Source organism: Gloeocapsopsis crepidinum LEGE 06123, from assembly GCF_015207655.1.
GTDB classification, from domain to species: Bacteria; Cyanobacteriota; Cyanobacteriia; order Cyanobacteriales; family Chroococcidiopsidaceae; genus Gloeocapsopsis; species Gloeocapsopsis crepidinum.
Genome location: NZ_JADEWN010000093.1, coordinates 1 through 17,169 on the forward strand (window position 1 = coordinate 1; position 17,169 = coordinate 17,169).

A 17,169-nucleotide genomic window follows, 5' to 3' on the forward strand; every position below is an offset into this window, starting at 1 on the left:
CCCCAACTACTGCATTCAGGGTTGATCTTCTCATTGCCACTGCACTCGATTTAATTAATCCCGTGCATTTGAAAAACTGGTTTACTCACTGTTGCTACTGTGCCTCATAAAACTGCAATAGGCTGTAAATTTGGCTATACGTTGCATACAGCATGGCTACCAAGCATTGGACTTCGCATAGCTAATTACTACATTTCTGTACGTCAGGATTACAAAGATTTAGTTAAGCAGCAACCACAAGAGCTTCAACAGATGTTTGAGAATGAAGTGTATCCACACTTCGCATAAAGCTCATGCTATTACTTAAATGTTTTCTGTTTAAGATAGGGAGCTAAACTACTATTAGATAAAAGTGTTATACATTTTTAAAAATGAGTAGTAAGTAATTAGCCGTTAGCTTTACTTTTGGCTAATTACTAATAAATAGAATACTTAAAACTCAAAAAATAACTGCAGTAAGAATGTCAATTATATATTTTCTAAAATTAAACAAACAATTATTCTGTAAAACTAAGAAATATGCTGCTTATTCCAGAATACACAATTTCAGAATTAATTTACACTGGCACAAAAAGCATTGTTTATCGAGGAAATAGAAATTATGATAAAAAAGCTGTTGTTATTAAAGTAACAAAAGATAAATACCCTACACCAACATATCTTGCTAAATTTAAGCATCAATATGAAATTATTAAAAACTTAGAAATTACCGGAGTTGTCAAATATTTAGGAATAGAAAACTATGAGAACAGGCTTGCTCTAATCATGGAAGATGACAAGTTTGAATGTTTAAAAAATGTTATTCCTAAAATCTATGGAAATTTAGACTTTTTTCTAAAAATAGCAGTTCAGCTTTCAGAAATTTTAAATGATTTACATCACAATAATATCATTCACAAAGATATTAAGCCAGCAAATATCATTATTAATAGTATCAAAGAGCAAGTAAAGATAATCGACTTTAGTAGTGCGTCACTTCTATCGAAAGAGAAACCAACTATTAGCGATCCTAGCTTACTAGAGGGCACGCTTGCTTATATGGCTCCAGAACAGACGGGTCGAATGAATCGGTTAATTGACTATCGCACTGATTTTTATTCATTAGGTGTTACTTTTTACGAAATTCTTACTGGTCAATTGCCATATCAAACAACAGAAGCGATGGAGTTAGTTCATTGCCATATTGCTAAACAAGCAGTACCTCCAGTCATACTAGTACCAGACATTCCTCCAATGATTTCATCTATTGTGATGAAGTTACTTGCTAAGACGGCAGAAGACAGATACCAAAGCGCATTTGGACTGAAAGCTGATTTGGAACAGTGTCTAGCGTATTGGAAAACTGGCAACATTCCAAATTTTCCTCTAGGTGTGCACGATTTATCGAGTCACCTTCTTATTCCACAAAAACTCTATGGTCGTGAGGCGGAAGTTGCTCAACTTTTAGCTGCGTTTGAGCGAGTAAGTTCTGGCGCACATGAGTTAATCCTCGTTACTGGTTGTTCGGGTTGTGGTAAATCAGCATTAGTGAATGAAATTCATAAATCTATTACACAACGACGAGGGTACTTTATCTCTGGTAAATTTGACCAATTGCAGCGAAATGTTCCTTATGCAGCATTTATTAATGCTTTTCAAGAGTTGATACGACAACTATTAACAGAAACTCCTCAACAGCTACATGTGTGGAAGCAGAAGATCTTGAATGCTGTAGGTTTCAATGGTCGAATACTTATTGATGTCATTCCTGAACTGGAATATATCATTGGCTCACAGCCAATAGTTTCATCAGTAGGATTAACAGAAATACAAAATCGATTTTACTTTATATTTAATAATTTTATCCAAGTTTTTACTCAAAAAGAGCATCCACTTGTTCTATTTTTAGATGATTTACAGTGGGCAGATTTGGAGTCCTTAAAGTTAATTCAGATATTAATAGACAATTCTAATATTCAGTCTTTATTACTTATTGGTGCTTATCGAAATAATGAGATGGATGCAATGCATCCTCTAAACCAAATTATTGAAGATATTCAGGGCAATGCCATTGTTAGTTATATTGATGTTAGGGAATTAAATATTACTTTCCTTAATCAACTGCTTGCTGACACATTAAAATGTCAAAAAGAATATTCTCTTCCTCTAGCTAAATTAGTTTTTGAAAAAACTCATGGTAATCCTTTTTTCTTGATCCAATTACTTCAGGAGATGAATCAAGAAAACTTAATATTCTTAAATGATCAATTACAGTGTTGGGAATGGAATATTAAACAGATTCACAATTTGAAAATAACTGATAATGTCGTTGAATTAATGGTAGGTAAACTCAAGAAACTCAATCAGAGTACGCAGCATATATTGAAGTTAGCTGCCTGTATTGGAAGTCGATTTGATTTAGAAACACTCTCTTTTGTAAATCAAAAATCTCAACAAGCCACAGCATTTGAGCTTTGGGAAGCCCTACAAGTTGGTCTAGTTACACCGCTGAGCGATTCTTATAAAATTCCTCTAACTTTAGACCAAAAAAGTACTGACAATTCGATTGTATCATCTGATGCGATCGCGTATGAGTTTTTGCATGACAGGGTACAGCAAGCAGCATACTCGCTTATTTCGGACGATCAAAAACAAGAAGTCCATTTAAAGATAGGTCAATTGCTGCTAGAGAATACAAGTTTAGAAGAACAAGAAAACAAAATATTTGATATTGTTAATCATTTAAATATTGGTGCTAATTTAATTTGCCAGCAGTCTAATAGAAATAAATTAGCCGAATTAAACTTGATAGCTGGTCGGAAAGCTAAGGCAGCAACGGCATATAAATCTGCGATCGCCTACTTAAATTTTGGTTTAAAAATATTGGAATCAAATACTTGGAAAACTCAATACAACTTGACCCTCGCACTTTATCAAGAAGCCGCAGAGATAGAATATATTACTACTAACTTTCAGCAAGCAGTGCAGCTTTGTGACATTGCTTTAAATCAAGGGAAAACAATTCTTGATAAAATTCCTCTCTATAACTTAAAAATCAAAATTAATATTGCTAAAAATGAAGTTCAAAAAGCTTTAGACACTGGATTAAAGGTTTTATCACTCCTCAGTATTTCTCTACATCAAGCTCCTCAACAAACACTTGTTATTGAGGATTTAATTAAACTACCAGAGATGAAAGATGTTTATAAAATTGCAGCAATGCAAATTTTAATAACGATACAACCTCCTTCAAGTTTTGGAGATACTTTATTATCGCTGCCCATCATATATACAATGTTGGAACTTTGTATTCGCTATGGAAATTCTCCTTGCTCAGCATATGTTTATGCCATGTATAGTGTTATATTATGTGCGCGATCGCTCAATATAGATACTGCATATCAATTTGGTCAACTGGCGCTACAAGTATTAGATAAATTTCAGGCGAAAGCCTTTAAATGTAAGGCGATTGTAGCATTATGCCTCAATGTCATTCATAGAAAAGAGCATACTAAAAATACTTTAGAAGTATTGCGCCAGGCTGTTCAAAATGGGCTAGAAGTAGGTGATGTAGAATTTGCCTGTCATGCAGCTATGTACTATTGCCAACATTTATTTTTTGCTGGTGAGACATTACAATCTGTTGTTCGGAAACACTCTGAATATATTGATTTGATTATTAAATATGACCAAAAACACCAACTTTATCTAGCGCAAATAGATAAACAACTTGTAATAAATTTAATAGAAGAATCAAGTCATAAAGACTCTTTAATTGGTAAGAGTTTTAATGAATTGAAAATGCTTCCGTTTTTTAAAAAAACAAGTAACATTATTGCTATATTTTTTATTTATTTTGCCAAAATTCTACTCGCATATCTATTTAAAAAATATCAGAAGTCTATAGAAAATGCTAGAGAAGCAGAAAAATATATAGGGCATACTTTGACAATGATCGTTTTCATTGAATATAAGTTTTATTATTCTCTAGCACTACTAGCTCATTATTCTTTTGTTAATGTTAGAGAGCAAAAAAAATATCTAGGCATTGTTGTAGACAATCAGGAAAAGATAGAACACTGGGCACACTATGCGCCAATGAATTATCAGCATAAGTACGATTTAATAGTAGCGGAGAAAGCTCGCGTTATAGAGGAAACTTTGACTGCAATGGAGTACTACGATCGCGCTATAGCTAGTGCTAAAGAACAAGGATACATTCAAGTAGAGGCAATTGCCTGCGAACGAGCAGCAGAGTTTTACCTTTCATTGGGAAGAAAGAAAATCGCTCGTATGTATATGATCGATGCATACTATAACTACTTTCGCTGGGGAGCGATCGCTAAAGTTAGAGATTTAGAAACAAACTATCCTGAATTCTTTTCTCATCGGACTATGAATCAAACAGGAGATGAATCTAGTAGCATCATTTCTCTAACTACCGATAAGATACAAGCGTTAGACTTAGCAACCGTAACGAAAGCATCACAAGCTCTAGCGACTGAAACTAACTTAACTAACTTACTAGAACAATTAATAAGAATATTGATTGAAAACGCCGGAGCAAAAACTGGCTTTCTCATATTAGCAAAGAATGAGCAACTCTTTATAGAAGCTTCCAGCTCAGTCGAGCAAAATAATGTATCTGTCATGCAATCTACTTCTATAGAGACGAATCCAGATATATCAGTAGCTATTATTAATTATGTAAATAGGACAAGAGAAACTGTTGTTTTAAACAATGCACTTTTTGAAGGTAGATTTACTAACGATCCATACATTATAAAAAACCAATCAAAGTCTATACTATGTACGCCAATTATTAACCAAGGAAGACTTGTAGGCATCGTTTTTCTAGAAAATAACCTGGCAATAGGAGCTTTTACACCCAAGAGACTAGAAATTCTCAAACTACTATCGGCTCAAGCAGCTATTTCTATTGAAAATACATTACTGAGGAATGCAGAACAAAACTCAGCTTATGAGTACCACGTAGGAGGCAGTTTGCCGCTAGGAACGCCCACTTACATAGTACGTCAAGCAGATCGCGAACTCTATAAAGCTTTGAAATCTGGCAGGTTTTGTCATATCCTCAATTCACGACAGATGGGAAAGTCTAGTTTGCGGGTGCAAATCATGCAACAACTTCAAACCGAAGGTTTTGCCTGTGCTACTGTTGATATTTCAGAAATTGGGCATCGGCAGATTACTTTGGAACAGTGGTATGCAGGCTTTATTTATGTATTAGTGAATAGCTTTAATCTTACAGATAAATTTAATATACGTACTTGGTGGCATGAGCATGAATTTTTGTCTCCAGTACAACGTTTAGGAGAGTTTATTACAAAAGTATTACTAGAACAAATTTCCCAGAATATTGTAGTTTTTGTAGATGAGATTGACAGTATTTTAAGTCTTAAAATTGAACTTGATGATTTTTTCCTTCTTATACGTAATTGCTATAATAAACGGGCTGACCATGTCAAGTTTAGAAGACTTAGCTTTGTTTTGCTGGGAGTTGCTACTCCTGGTCAATTTATTCAAGACAAAAGCCGTACACCCTTTAATATTGGTCAGGCAATTCAACTGAAAGGTTTTCAGTTACATGAAGCCCAACCTTTACTACAAGGTTTGATAGGAAAAGTTAGCAATCCCCAAGCTGTACTCAAAGAAGTTTTATTTTGGACTAACGGTCAGCCTTTTCTCACACAAAAGCTTTGTAAGCTAATCTGCGCTTCTTCATCTCCCGTTCCTACCAACCATGAAGCAGAATGGGTAGAAAACTTGGTACGCCAGCAAGTGATTGAGAATTGGGAACTGCAGGATGAACCAGAGCATTTAAAAACAATTCGCGATCGGCTTTGTCGGCATACGGAGCATAATCGCATTTGGCATAGTAAACAGCATGCTCTGTTACTCATGTATCAGCAAATTTTAGAGCAAGGAAAGAGTGTTGCAGTTGATACTCCGGAACAAACAGAGTTACTTTTGTCTGGTTTGGTAGTTAAGCAGCACGGATATCTCGAAGTCTCTAATCAGATTTATAAATTAATTTTTGATTGCAGTTGGGTTGAGCGAATGCTAGTTCAATATTGTTGAATAAATCAACGCTCGTATGTTTTAAATAGTGTTACAAAAATAGGTTGGTGTGGATTCAGCCTCACACTTACTTGCTAGATTTTAACTAACCACAATTTGTCCTACTTTTTCCTACCTATATTGACACTTTAATTGCGAGGCAGAATTTAGCTTGAAAAAGTAGAAGAAAGTAGCTTTTCTCGATTGTTTGTAGAGATGTGCAGTGAGATAAGACATTAGTCGAGCAGAGCCTAACGAAGCTCTAGGATGCTATCACATCAAAATGTGAAAAGCGATCGCTCTCGACAAGGCAACTTGATACTTCTCAGGCATCGTGTGAGATGAGGCATAATTCAAAACCAGGGTTTTCTACCACAAATCTAGTAAAAGCATTTCTACACTGAGTGTATTACAGGAAAATTTGCAACTGCGATCGCTAGATCTAGATGATGTCAGCCAAGAATCGACTGATGAAATAACATCGCTTGTAAGTCAACACCCAGTAGCAACAAGGAGCACAACAACCATGACAGTGACAACGATTAAATTAGCGAGGCTCAATGGTAGAAACGGCTTGTTGCTGATGCCCTACGCGTGCCGTGGATTCCAGTGCTGACGAGTCCTCGCATTCTCACGTTCAAGTGGCATGATTGGTGCTCGTCGTTAAAGTAACATCCTTACTATATTCCGCCTCTAGTGAGTGCCTATCCTCGCTTTCCGCGTCGCCGCAGTGCGATCGCATATTGGAAAAATTGCTGGCAACAGGAACCGTGGCTGGCGTTATGTCAAATGGTATCTCAACGCTCCTTGTGGGCAACTCAGTTACTGCGTATTACTCAAATTGCTTGTCCTTCCCTCAGCCATGTTAGTCTAGTCGAGCAGTTAACAGATCAATTAGAAAACCGCTTAGAGCAGCTAAAAAGCGATTGGTCTGCATAATAGGCACAACTCATGCTATTTCTATGAAATTACTGTAGTGAGTGAGTCAACTTCCATCGGAGAACCGTCAGGAGATTCAATTGCAAACCCAGCATCGCGAATCATTTTTAAATCGCTGTGTGTTGCTTGTCCAGGAGTTGTCAAATAATCACCAATAAAGATTGAGTTTGCTGGATAAAGTCCTAAAGGTTGCAGCGATCGCAAATGAACTTCTCTACCGCCAGCGATTCTAATTTCCTGTGTAGGAAGCACAAAGCGAAATAAGCATAACACTCGCAGACAATAGCGCGGGTTCAAGTCTTTGATCTTCTCAAACGGCGTTCCTGGAATTGGAATCAAAAAATTCACCGGAACACTAGTGACATTCAATTTCCGCAGCGAGAATGCTAAGTCGATGACATCATCATCCGACTCGCCCATGCCAATAATTCCACCAGAACAGGTTGTGATTCCTGCGGCTTTGACATTTTCTATCGTAGCAGTTCGGTCATTAAACGTATGTGTTGTGCAAATTTGCGAGTGATAATCATCCGAAGTATTCAAATTATGATTGACGCGATCTACCCCGACTTCTGCCAAACGCTGCGTTTGCTCTTGACTCAACAACCCAAGACACGCACAAATTTTTAAATCATAGTTTGCTTTAACCGCTTGTACAGCGTCCAGAACCTGCGTAAACACTCGCTCACTGGGAGAACGCCCCGAAATAACCATACAAAAAGTTCCAGCTTGCAATTTCTTTGCCTGTGCAGCAGCGTCTAGAATTTTTTCTTTAGCTAAGAGGGGATATTTCTCAATTTCAGCAGTAGAAATCTTCGATTGCGAACAATAGTGACAATCTTCTGGACAAAGCCCACTTTGAGCGTTAAGGAGAAAATGCAACCGGACGCGATTTTCCCAGTAATGATAGCGCACGCGATAGGCAGCAGCAAGTTGCTCAAGCAGTACACTGTCAGGAGCATTTAGTACCGCACGGGCTGCTTCACGCGTTAGTATTTCTCCAGCCAAAGCACAATTGGCAAGTTCGTTCCAGTTAAGAGCAGAAGATTTCAACATAAGAAGAGGTCAGAGGTCGGAGGTCAGAGGTCAGAAATTAGGGTTAAATCAGGGGTAAGGCACTACCTTACCCGTCACTGGAGCAATAATTCTGATTGACCATTGCTATATGATAGTATCAAGCACGCGGCGGATTGCTTGATAAATTGATTCGAGTTGATTTGAGGTAACGCAATAAGGTGGCATTAAGTAAAGCGTATTACCCAGAGGACGTAAGAGAAATCCTTCCGCTAGAAACCTTTGTTTGAAAATTGGTGCGATCGCATTAAAATATCCACTTTGACTATCTGTAACAATATCCATCGCGGCGATCATTCCGCAAGTACGTATTTTCTCTATTTTAGGATGCTCTTTCAACCATTTTTCTAGATAGTGGCGATGCTGCTGTTCTAGATTGCGAAAATTAGGATTTGTTTCGAGTAGTTCTAAAGACGCAACGCCTGTAGCACACGCTAAAGGATTTCCTGTGTAGGAATGACCGTGGAAAAAGGTTTTACCGATATCATCACTGTAAAAGGCACGATAAACATCTTCTGAAGCAACGGTTACAGCTAAAGGTAAGCAGCCGCCAGATAGACCTTTTGATAAACAAATAATATCCGGTGCGGTTTCTGCTTTTAAGCAAGCAAACAATTCTCCAGTACGTCCAAAGCCCGTTATTACCTAATCATAAATTACAAGTACGCCAAAAGACTGTGCTAGGTTTCCCAATGCTTGTAAAAATTGCGGGCGACATACTCGCATTCCCCCTGCACCTTGTACAAGTGGCTCGATAAAAATACCTGCGTAGCGCGTGGGATTTTGCTGGAGAAGCCGCGTCAGTATATCTAGAGTATGTGCTTCACGGATTTCTACATCGCCATCATCATCAAACGTAACAGGAAAAAGCACAAGCTCTGTCGAGAACATCAAGCGTCGAAAAGGCTGCTCCCACGGAGAACTACCTGTGATCGACATTGCTCCTACAGTATCGCCGTGATACCCACCTTCAAAGCTAATAAACGTAGTGCGTTCAGTCTCTCCTTGGTTGAACCAATATTGGCAAGTCATTTTCAGCGTACTTCCATCGCTGTTGAACCGTTATCTGAAAAAAATACTCTTGTGAGCGATTTTGGTAGATGCTTCAGCAATTTCCTGGCTAACTGTTCGGCTGGTTCGTGAGTAAAACCTGTAAAAATGACGTGTTCCAATGCTTGGGCTTGTTTGTAAAGTGCTTCAGCAAGTACAGGATGTCCATGAATTGTTACCCACCAACTAGAAATACAATCCACAATTTGGCGTTTGTCTTCCAATTCGAGCATCACTCCTTTCCCCTTGACTACTTTTAAAGGCATTGGCGCGGTTTTCATTTGGGTAAATGGTTGCCAAATCGGAGAATCATAAATTTCTTCGATGCTGCTCATAAAAAAAATCAAGTTCTTGAGTAAAAAAAAAGCTATGAATAATCCCGAAAAACAAGCAAATAAAACATAATTAAGTCTTTCTAGCCACTAATCACTCTTCCCTAGCCACTCAATTCTGACTTGACTGCTGAGGTTAGTTAAGCGAAACTGACAATAATTGATGTAATGCTTCATCTACTGCTAAATTTTGTTAATTTTTTATTCTCTATAATTCGATAGATGAAACATTATTTAGCAATAGTGATAGTGAGGAGAGTACGTAGTAGGCATAAACGCTTACAAATAGCAACAAGCAGCCGATACAGTGTAGCTGCAAAATTATAAATAAAGCTATGGTGATTAGCTAGAAGTATGGAAACGCTAGAGTTTGTGATTTATCCTGATGGTCGCGTCCAGGAAACAGTCTCCGGTATAGTAGGAGCAACTTGTACCGAAGTTACAGCGGCAATCGAAGCAGAACTGGGGCAAGTCGTCAGTCACCAGCCAAGCTCAGAATTTTATAATGCAGTACAACACCAGTTTACAGTTGCAACGACACAAGCTAGTTTTAGCGAGTGGTAATTTTACTAACTAGTCCAGCTTGATTCAATTCACAACTAATACAATGTCACACTTTAGCCAAATCAAAACACAAATCCGTAATCTTTCATCTTTACAAGCTGCTCTCACTGATTTAGGCATCAGTTGGAAATCTGGTTCTAGAGCAGTAAGAGGATATCGCGGTCAAACTCGTAATGCCGAAATCACCATCGAGCAGGAAAATGGTTACGATGTCGGCTTTAGTTGGAACGGTAAAGAATACGAACTCGTTGCTGATTTGCAGTATTGGCAGCAAGATTTGTCAGTTGAAGGTTTCCTGAAGAAAATCACCCAGCGTTATGCTTACCACACAGTGTTAAGTGAAACCTCGCGCTTAGGATTCCAAGTAGCAGAACAGCAACAAAATAAAGACGGATCAATTCGACTATTAGTACAGCGCTGGAGTGCGTAATGTCTGATTTTATGCCGCCGATCGAGCAGACAGCACAATCTGGAGCAATGCGATCGCAGCTTGAACCTGAGTTAGGTGGGATCTTTCGCGATGCACCCGAACGTTCTGGTTTAGAACCTGAGTTAGGCGGTGTAGTGCGACAGAAAGGTGTCTACGTTGATGAAGTCACTTGTATTGGTTGCAAGCATTGTGCCCACGTTGCCCGCAATACTTTCTATATCGAACCAGATTATGGTCGTTCGCGTGTAGTCTGTCAAGATGGAGATTCCGAAGAGTTAATCCAGGAAGCAATTGATACTTGTCCAGTCGATTGTATTCATTGGGTTGATTACACAGAACTCAAAAAACTTGAGGAAGAACGGCAATACCAGGTGATTCCTATTGCAGGTTATCCAGTAGAAGAAGCTGTTGTTGCTGCTCATCGACGACGCAAAAAACGCCAGGCACAGAAGAAGGCTCGCTATTAATTGGAAGAAGAGTTTTATCCTTACAAAAGGCTGTTACGACAGCCTTTTTTGGCTTTATAGAGGGTAGGTAATGATTGACAGTCGAACGTGCGATCGCGGTGCTAAAGTTTTAAACTAAATCATCATATGGTAGGAAAATCAGTGTCGCGCTTGAGCAATTGCGGCTGCTAATATGGGATTATGAGCAGTGAATTTCACCTCTGTTTGTAATTCACGATTGATGATGAAGGCGATCGCGCTACGAATCGAGTGGACTTCGCACCCCTTTTCCACCCCGATTCAGCACATGCGTGTAAATCATCGTTGTCTTCACATCCTTGTGTCCTAACAGTTCTTGCACCGTGCGAATGTCGTACCCCGCCTCCAGCAAATGCGTGGCAAAACTATGACGAAAAGTGTGACACCCGACTCGCTTTTGAATTCTTGCTGCAAACACTGCTTGCTTGAGGGCTTTTTGCACTCCGCTTTCATGCAGGTGGTAGCGATTGATTTGCTCGGTTCGAGGGTCATGGCAACGACGGTTGGATGGAAACACAAATTGCCACACCCACGATCGTTCTGCATTCGGATACTTCCGAGCCAGTGCATATGGTAAATGCACGGCTCCATAGCCCTGCGCTAAATCTTGCTGATGCAATCGGCGGACTCGTTGCAGAGGCTCATTTAGCAGGTCATTTAGACTGGTAGGCAGCATCGTGACTCGACTCTCGATCCCTTTCGGTGTGCGAACGATGATCTGCTGTTGAGCAAAATCGAGGTCTTTGATCCGAATGTTTAGTCCTTCATTCAGTCGCACACCGCTACCATAAAGAACTTGCACCACCAGTTGATACACACCACTGAGATTGCCAATCACGCCTCTAACTTCATCTTTTGTCAGGACGGTAGGCAAGTAGCGCGGTTGCTTGGCTCGAACAGCATCGATCGACGCATCGAGTTCTTGCCGCAACACTTCGCGGTACAGAAATAAAATCGCACTCAAGGCTTGGTTCTGAGTTGAAGCTGCGACCTGCTCTTGTACGGCAAGATGTGTTAAAAATGCTTCAATTTCTGCACTTCCCATGTCTTTGGGCTAAGTTGCCTGGTGCGGACTTAGGCAGAAAGATTCGGGCAAAGCGCCTCAAACTGGGATTTTAGGCAGAAACTTTCAGTCCAAATATATAGTTGGGCGCGCGACTCGAAGTCGTTCGGGGGAGTTGGAGGACACCAAAACGTTCTCCCTGCCAGTGTTCAGGCAGATGTCCGCCTCGGAATGTTCAACCAGCAATGGGAGGGCAGTATCAGCAGATGAGGTCAATTGCCTAATTGTACAAATAGCCAAACTTTGTACAAGGGCTAGGGCAAGATTGCTACGGATAATGCAAATGAATCCTTGATGAGGCTTCGTTAATTTAAGTGCTTGAAAATGGCTGATACGAGCATATTGGGGCAACTGAGGGTCGGTAGCGTCTAAGTATCGACTGCGAACACCTCGCCCCCGGAATAGAGAGGAGTCCTAAGGCAATCGCATCTCCACCCTGTGCGGAACGAGAAAACTCCGATAGAGTCCTGGGAATGCCGTCATTGTCAGGTAAGCGATGGGCAACCAAAGCTGAACCCTCTAGCGGACACAGGATGTCTCAAGAAGCGAAGGCTGCCAACCGAAAGGTAACCGAAAATCATAACGGGGCAGATAGGGCGAATGCCTAACCTGAAAGGGTGCAGACGTGGGACAGGTGATGGATTGAGTGCAAGTGAGATGAAACTTAACTGGCGGGAAAAGTTAGGTGCAAGCTTCGGTTTGCAAACGTAACCGTCAGGACAATCTGCAAGGGTTGTTAAGCATCGGAGACACTGAATCTCAAGACATTGCTTGAGCCGTGTACTTGGAAACTTGTATGCACGGTTCTGAGGGGAGGGAGCGGGATATATCTAAAACTCGCTCCTTTACCCGACTGCTTATCGTTGTCTGTAGGACAGTTCCGAAATCGCTTCGGTTGAGTGCTAAAAGGTATCGAATGAATCTTCCTTCAGTGCCAAAACGTATTGACAATGTAAATACACATTGCCTACAGTGTGAGATATGGATGTGTATTTCGTGCTCAACGGCGTTACCTTCGTTTGGAATGACGAGAAAGCCAGGATTAACCCGATAAACCATGATGGTGTCACGTTTCAGCAAGCCACTGAAGCCTTCTTCGATCCACTACTTGTAGTGGTTGATGCTAGTCTCAATGATGAGGCGCGAGATGCTGTCATTGGTTTAGATCGGCGCTGGAATCTCTTGTACGTCGTTTACATTGAGCGTGAAAACGACATTATTCGGATCATTTCGGCTCGTAAAGCGACACGCAAGGAACGAGAAGACTATGAAGGTTGAAGCATTAAAAAAGCGACTGGACAAGAACCGTCCCATGACCACGATCACGATTCGCATGCCCGAAGATGTGATTGAGGATTTGAAGCGGGTTGCACCATTGCTTGGTTTTTCAGGGTATCAACCTCTGGTGCGTGCTTACATTGGGCAAGGGCTTCGCACTGACTTAGAACGGTTAGAGGGGGATACGGTGTTTGCATTGATTGCTAGTTTAAAGCGTCATGGTGTGAGTGATGACGTGATTCAGGAGGCGCTGGGTGAAGTCGCTCAACGTTAGCCCAAGTCTTCGGTTGCAGCCAGCAGCCCAACACCACGCTGCAACGGACGGAATGAAGATCTTGGTGATGATGCAAAAGTTGTCTACCGCCGTTGAGCTTCACCGTTACTGAGCGTTTTCACGAGGATCTCGCGTGACTTGCGGCGCTTCACGATCTTCCAAAAAGGTTTGAACTTTGCCGTCAGGCGTCAAAACAACTCGAATCCTAGCAACTTTACCATCGCTGATAGGAGACACAAAAGGTTCGCCAATCAAAGGCATTCCAGTGCGATCAATTTGGTCTCTCGCAGCTTGGTTTAAAGGTTCAATGCGTTGAATTGTTCCATCAACGTCTAAGACCAAACTATATTCTAAGGTTTGTCTAACAGCGGCTGTCGGTTCCCAGCGGCGCTGAAAGAATTGTCTAGCCTCTCCTACTTGGCTAATGTTGTCTAGTGGCGCAGGTTCACTGGGTGCTGGAGGAGCACTAGGCGATCGCACTGCGGCAGTAGTAGTATTATTCGCAGCTTGTTGTTGTGGCGGTGCTGGTGTTGGGCTAGCTGACTGTGCTGGGGCTGTAGGTTGAGCTTGAATGGTTGCTTGAGAACGAGGATTAGGAGTGTTGAGTTGCGCCAAAGGACTCGGTACTGCGATCGCGGGAGCATTTGAGGACTCTGTTGGCGGTGACGCTGTTTGCTGCTGCGAACCTGGTTGTGGTGCTGTTGCTCCAGGAACAGTAGGAGTGGGTGGGACAGCGTTCGGTACGGGAATCGCAGGTAGTGGAGTAGCAGGCACTGGTACAGGAGAACTTACAGGCGGGGGAGGTGGCAATGTATCTATTGATGATAAGGGTGGTAGCGGTGAAGGTTGAACCGCTACTTGCTGCGGATCTTCAGGGATTTGATTACTGGTTATTTGCTGTTGAGCAGGACGATTTAGCTGCTGTAGTACAGCAAATAGACCGACAGCAAGTGTTAATCCTGCGGCAATTGTAGCCCATGCAGGGGGAGTGGTACTCACTCTAGAACGGCGGTTGAGACTTGGTAAAGCAACGATATCAGCTTCGTATTCATCTAAAGCAGTTGCTAAATCAAATAACTGCAGTACGCTCAACTGCACTATAGATCCTGTTACAGGAGTTGCTAGAGAACCTAAACTCAATGTGTGAGACAACCCTGTGCTGGGTTTGAGAAAAATTTGTTGTAAGCCAGAAGGCGATGAATCAAGAGAATTTGCTGGTGAAATCACTATTTGAGAATCAGCAACAGTCGTAGAGTCTGTTGCAGTAGTTGTTGGAGTTAGCTGTGCCGTAAATTGTGCTGGAGATTGATTAAGTAGATCTTGCACATAAGTTGTCACAGCCTGCTGTAAAGCTTCAAGTTGTTCGCGATCGCCGGTAAGATGAATGCGTTGTTCTGGTAGCCGTGGATCGTCAAGATGCAGGTGGAATTGTAACTGTGTGGCTACTGTACGCCCAGCCCAGCGTGATAATGGCGAGCGAGGAGCCACAATTTCTAATGTACAAGTGGGCGGAGTATACCTACGGAGAACCTGGGAATTTGACAAAGACATAGGTGAGAATTTGAGCAGAGGTCAGGGGTCAGGGGTCAGAGGTCAGGGGGAGACAACTAAGGTGATACTCTATTGACTAATCACTCGCTCCACTCTCCGAGAAGAAACTCGCCCCTCAGCTATTATTTTGAGCGGTCTAGAAGTGCTAACCAGAGGCGGCGATGACCGCCAGGAGAACTATAGAATAACAAATCAATTAAGAGTTTAAGAGCTAACTGAGTCAGAACATCGGTGGAGACGTTTTCATCTTCCTCCATGCGTTCCTGGTAGGTATTACTGAAAGCATCAATGTAATCTCCTAAAAGAGCGGCTTTGTAAGGAGCTTCATTGTTTTGTGTGACTTGTTCGAGCAAAGCAACAGCACGGCGAATAACTTCTTGGTGTTGTTTTGCAAGGTAGCAGCTGATCAACACAAGCGATCGCGCTTCTTCAACGTCGAGCTTTTTCCGTCCTCCTTCACCTTTGCGTAGCGGATTTGATTGGCGCAGTCGCCATAATGCCACGCGGTCTGGGATTTTGGACTCTAAATTAAGTTGGGCTGCAGCTTGGAGCATTGCTTCTGAACCAATCCCTGCCAAAGCTTCCAGCGCCAATAATACCAAGTCCAGTTGAGCTTTGATGTTGTCTAATTGGGCTGGGTTGGGCTGGATTTTAGTAAGCTCTTCCCATCTTGAAGTTGGAGTTGGCAACTGTGCGCTAGAGTGCATAACCTTAAGCATAGGAGGTAATACTAGAATGGGCATTTGTTGTTACCCATTTTGAAACCAGACTTGTCTAAATTGACGTTGGTTTCTAATTAGCTACCAGCTTATCCTGTTTGGTTCAAAAGTAAAATTACCCACTACGAAAAAAGCAGGGGAGCCAGTGTCGTGCGGAGGTGTCCTCCGTTGAGACAACTGGCGTGAGCAGAGGAAACAGAGTGACAAAATCAGGCTTGCGCAGAAGCACTAAGTTGTTGGAACTGGTCAGGCGGCAATAGAGTGGCAACGAACACTGCATGATTCGTAGCATGGGGTTAATTAATTGCTTAAACCTCAACACCAGCACTGGAGATTTTTGGGTCATGGACTACCAATAGTACAATCCGAACAGTGATGGCAATAACAAGCTTGACCATCTTGAGCAGATGCTACACAATGCTTGATCTTCACCCAGCAATTGCCGTTGAGATGCGGCTCAGAAGTTGATGGTGCACATTGAGCAGTGTTATTAGGAAGTCAAATAAACGACGGGTATTAAAGCGTATCAGTGTCGCCAGTCAAGATTCAGCTTGCTCGTTGGGACACGCCTTAAGCAGAGCGCTTCTACTGCTACTTTCGCGCAAACGTGCCATTATCAAAACTATATATTAACCAGTCGAAAAATATTTCTCCAGTTGAGCATTCTCGCCATCGTAGTCATTCAATTTTCTGGTCAAATTTAGTTGTATGGCTTGATTGCTTGTTGCCATCAGCCTCAGGAACCCTCTGTGCGTTTAGATGACTTTTTCCTCCCTGCTCCTTAACCTGAACTGAGGTTAAAGCTAATACTTAAATCTCAGAAGTAACTTTCAATATGTTGTCGAATAACTGAACGGACTAGATCAACACGTTCCTGAGTAAAATCTTGCCAATCAAGTCGCTTTGAGACTGCTGCACGAGCAGTGCGAAACACAAGAATTTGCCCAACGAGTGCAAATGCCCGAACTGCATATTCTGGATCGTTGGCTGTTTTGTCGGTTAGCTGAGCAATTAAAATGGTGCAGGGGCGTAGAATTCGCTGCAGAAAGTTTTCGTAGAGGATATCAAATGCAGACGAAGGATCGAGAAATTCCCGCATAATGAAGCGGTTGTAATGATCTTTACCGTCAGAAGCAATAACAGTAATCGCAAGTGTATCCAATAGCTCTTGCAATAGATCGAGGGCTTCCTCATGCGAAAGCTGGGTATCTTGAAGCAATACCTCAACTCATATCTTGCACCTGGAAATTTGAATGTCAATTCCTTGACTAAATGCCAAATCTCTCAGGCGTTCAATGTCTAGTAAAAGAAGTAACAGCACCAATTGTGGAAATATAGTTTGGAGTGCGATTT

Annotated in this window: 14 protein-coding genes and 1 pseudogene; 8 read left to right on the forward strand and 7 right to left on the reverse strand. The window is 41.5% G+C overall.

Features of this window, described 5'->3' with window-relative positions:
• The first annotated feature begins 519 nt into the window (after window positions 1-519).
• Together IQ230_RS24285 and IQ230_RS24290 are read left to right on the forward strand one after the other, a co-directional pair.
• Window positions 520-6,078 carry an AAA family ATPase gene (locus tag IQ230_RS24285; RefSeq protein ID WP_193934790.1) on the forward strand — a complete coding sequence of 1,853 codons (5,559 nt, stop codon included), beginning with the start codon at window positions 520-522 and terminating at the stop codon, window positions 6,076-6,078.
• Window positions 6,079-6,753: 675 nt separating this feature from the next.
• Window positions 6,754-6,996 (forward strand): hypothetical protein, encoded by a 243-nt coding sequence (locus IQ230_RS24290; RefSeq protein WP_193934791.1) that lies wholly within the window; start codon window positions 6,754-6,756, stop codon window positions 6,994-6,996.
• Between the two features lie 21 nt (window positions 6,997-7,017).
• On the opposite strand, the gene bioB is transcribed toward IQ230_RS24290, so the two are convergent.
• Window positions 7,018-8,052 carry a biotin synthase BioB gene (bioB, locus tag IQ230_RS24295; protein ID WP_193934792.1) on the reverse strand — a complete coding sequence of 345 codons (1,035 nt, stop codon included), beginning with the start codon at window positions 8,050-8,052 and terminating at the stop codon, window positions 7,018-7,020.
• Between the two features lie 105 nt (window positions 8,053-8,157).
• Window positions 8,158-9,455: pseudogene (bioA, locus tag IQ230_RS24300) on the reverse strand (adenosylmethionine--8-amino-7-oxononanoate transaminase).
• A 351-nt stretch (window positions 9,456-9,806) separates the two neighbouring features.
• Between bioA and IQ230_RS24305 the strand changes: the two are divergent.
• Genes IQ230_RS24305 through IQ230_RS24315 form a run of 3 tightly spaced genes read left to right on the forward strand, consistent with a single transcriptional unit; the run spans window position 9,807 to window position 10,913 of the window.
• Window positions 9,807-10,016: a DUF2997 domain-containing protein gene (locus tag IQ230_RS24305; protein ID WP_193934793.1), complete on the forward strand. Its 210-nt coding sequence runs from the start codon at window positions 9,807-9,809 to the stop codon at window positions 10,014-10,016.
• A 43-nt stretch (window positions 10,017-10,059) separates the two neighbouring features.
• Window positions 10,060-10,446 (forward strand): DUF1257 domain-containing protein, encoded by a 387-nt coding sequence (locus IQ230_RS24310; RefSeq protein WP_099699440.1) that lies wholly within the window; start codon window positions 10,060-10,062, stop codon window positions 10,444-10,446.
• Window positions 10,446-10,913, forward strand: a complete 468-nt coding sequence (locus IQ230_RS24315) for a ferredoxin (RefSeq protein ID WP_193934794.1) — start codon at window positions 10,446-10,448, stop codon at window positions 10,911-10,913. The genes IQ230_RS24310 and IQ230_RS24315 overlap by 1 nt, the downstream gene beginning before the upstream one ends.
• 138 nt (window positions 10,914-11,051) lie before the next feature.
• Here IQ230_RS24315 and IQ230_RS27550 read toward each other — a convergent pair whose 3' ends face one another.
• Together IQ230_RS27550 and IQ230_RS24320 are read right to left on the reverse strand one after the other, a co-directional pair.
• Window positions 11,052-11,186 (reverse strand): hypothetical protein, encoded by a 135-nt coding sequence (locus IQ230_RS27550; protein WP_265576251.1) that lies wholly within the window; start codon window positions 11,184-11,186, stop codon window positions 11,052-11,054.
• Window positions 11,152-11,976 (reverse strand): integron integrase, encoded by an 825-nt coding sequence (locus IQ230_RS24320; RefSeq protein ID WP_228055298.1) that lies wholly within the window; start codon window positions 11,974-11,976, stop codon window positions 11,152-11,154. Before IQ230_RS24320 ends, IQ230_RS27550 begins: the two co-directional genes overlap by 35 nt.
• Window positions 11,977-12,975: 999 nt before the next feature.
• Between IQ230_RS24320 and IQ230_RS24325 the strand changes: the two genes are divergently transcribed.
• From IQ230_RS24325 to IQ230_RS27555, 3 genes are read left to right on the forward strand one after another with little or no spacing between them, the layout of a single operon-like run.
• Window positions 12,976-13,272 carry a BrnT family toxin gene (locus IQ230_RS24325; RefSeq protein WP_193934795.1) on the forward strand — a complete coding sequence of 99 codons (297 nt, stop codon included), beginning with the start codon at window positions 12,976-12,978 and terminating at the stop codon, window positions 13,270-13,272.
• Complete coding sequence (locus IQ230_RS24330; RefSeq protein ID WP_193934796.1) at window positions 13,262-13,546, forward strand: hypothetical protein; 285 nt, start codon at window positions 13,262-13,264, stop codon at window positions 13,544-13,546. Before IQ230_RS24325 ends, IQ230_RS24330 begins: the two co-directional genes overlap by 11 nt.
• A complete protein-coding gene (locus IQ230_RS27555) occupies window positions 13,527-13,658 on the forward strand; it encodes a hypothetical protein (RefSeq protein ID WP_265576252.1) in 132 nt (43 codons plus the stop codon). The genes IQ230_RS24330 and IQ230_RS27555 overlap by 20 nt, the downstream gene beginning before the upstream one ends.
• Here the strand turns inward: IQ230_RS27555 and IQ230_RS24335 are convergent.
• From IQ230_RS24335 to IQ230_RS24345, 3 genes are all read right to left on the reverse strand, one after another.
• A complete protein-coding gene (locus tag IQ230_RS24335; protein WP_228055299.1) occupies window positions 13,652-15,097 on the reverse strand; it encodes a DUF4335 domain-containing protein in 1,446 nt (481 codons plus the stop codon). The genes IQ230_RS27555 and IQ230_RS24335 overlap by 7 nt on opposite strands.
• 122 nt (window positions 15,098-15,219) lie before the next feature.
• Window positions 15,220-15,840 carry a DUF3038 domain-containing protein gene (locus IQ230_RS24340; protein ID WP_228055300.1) on the reverse strand — a complete coding sequence of 207 codons (621 nt, stop codon included), beginning with the start codon at window positions 15,838-15,840 and terminating at the stop codon, window positions 15,220-15,222.
• Between the two features lie 793 nt (window positions 15,841-16,633).
• Window positions 16,634-17,035 carry a CerR family C-terminal domain-containing protein gene (locus IQ230_RS24345; RefSeq protein WP_193934798.1) on the reverse strand — a complete coding sequence of 134 codons (402 nt, stop codon included), beginning with the start codon at window positions 17,033-17,035 and terminating at the stop codon, window positions 16,634-16,636.
• Window positions 17,036-17,169: the final 134 nt, after the last annotated feature.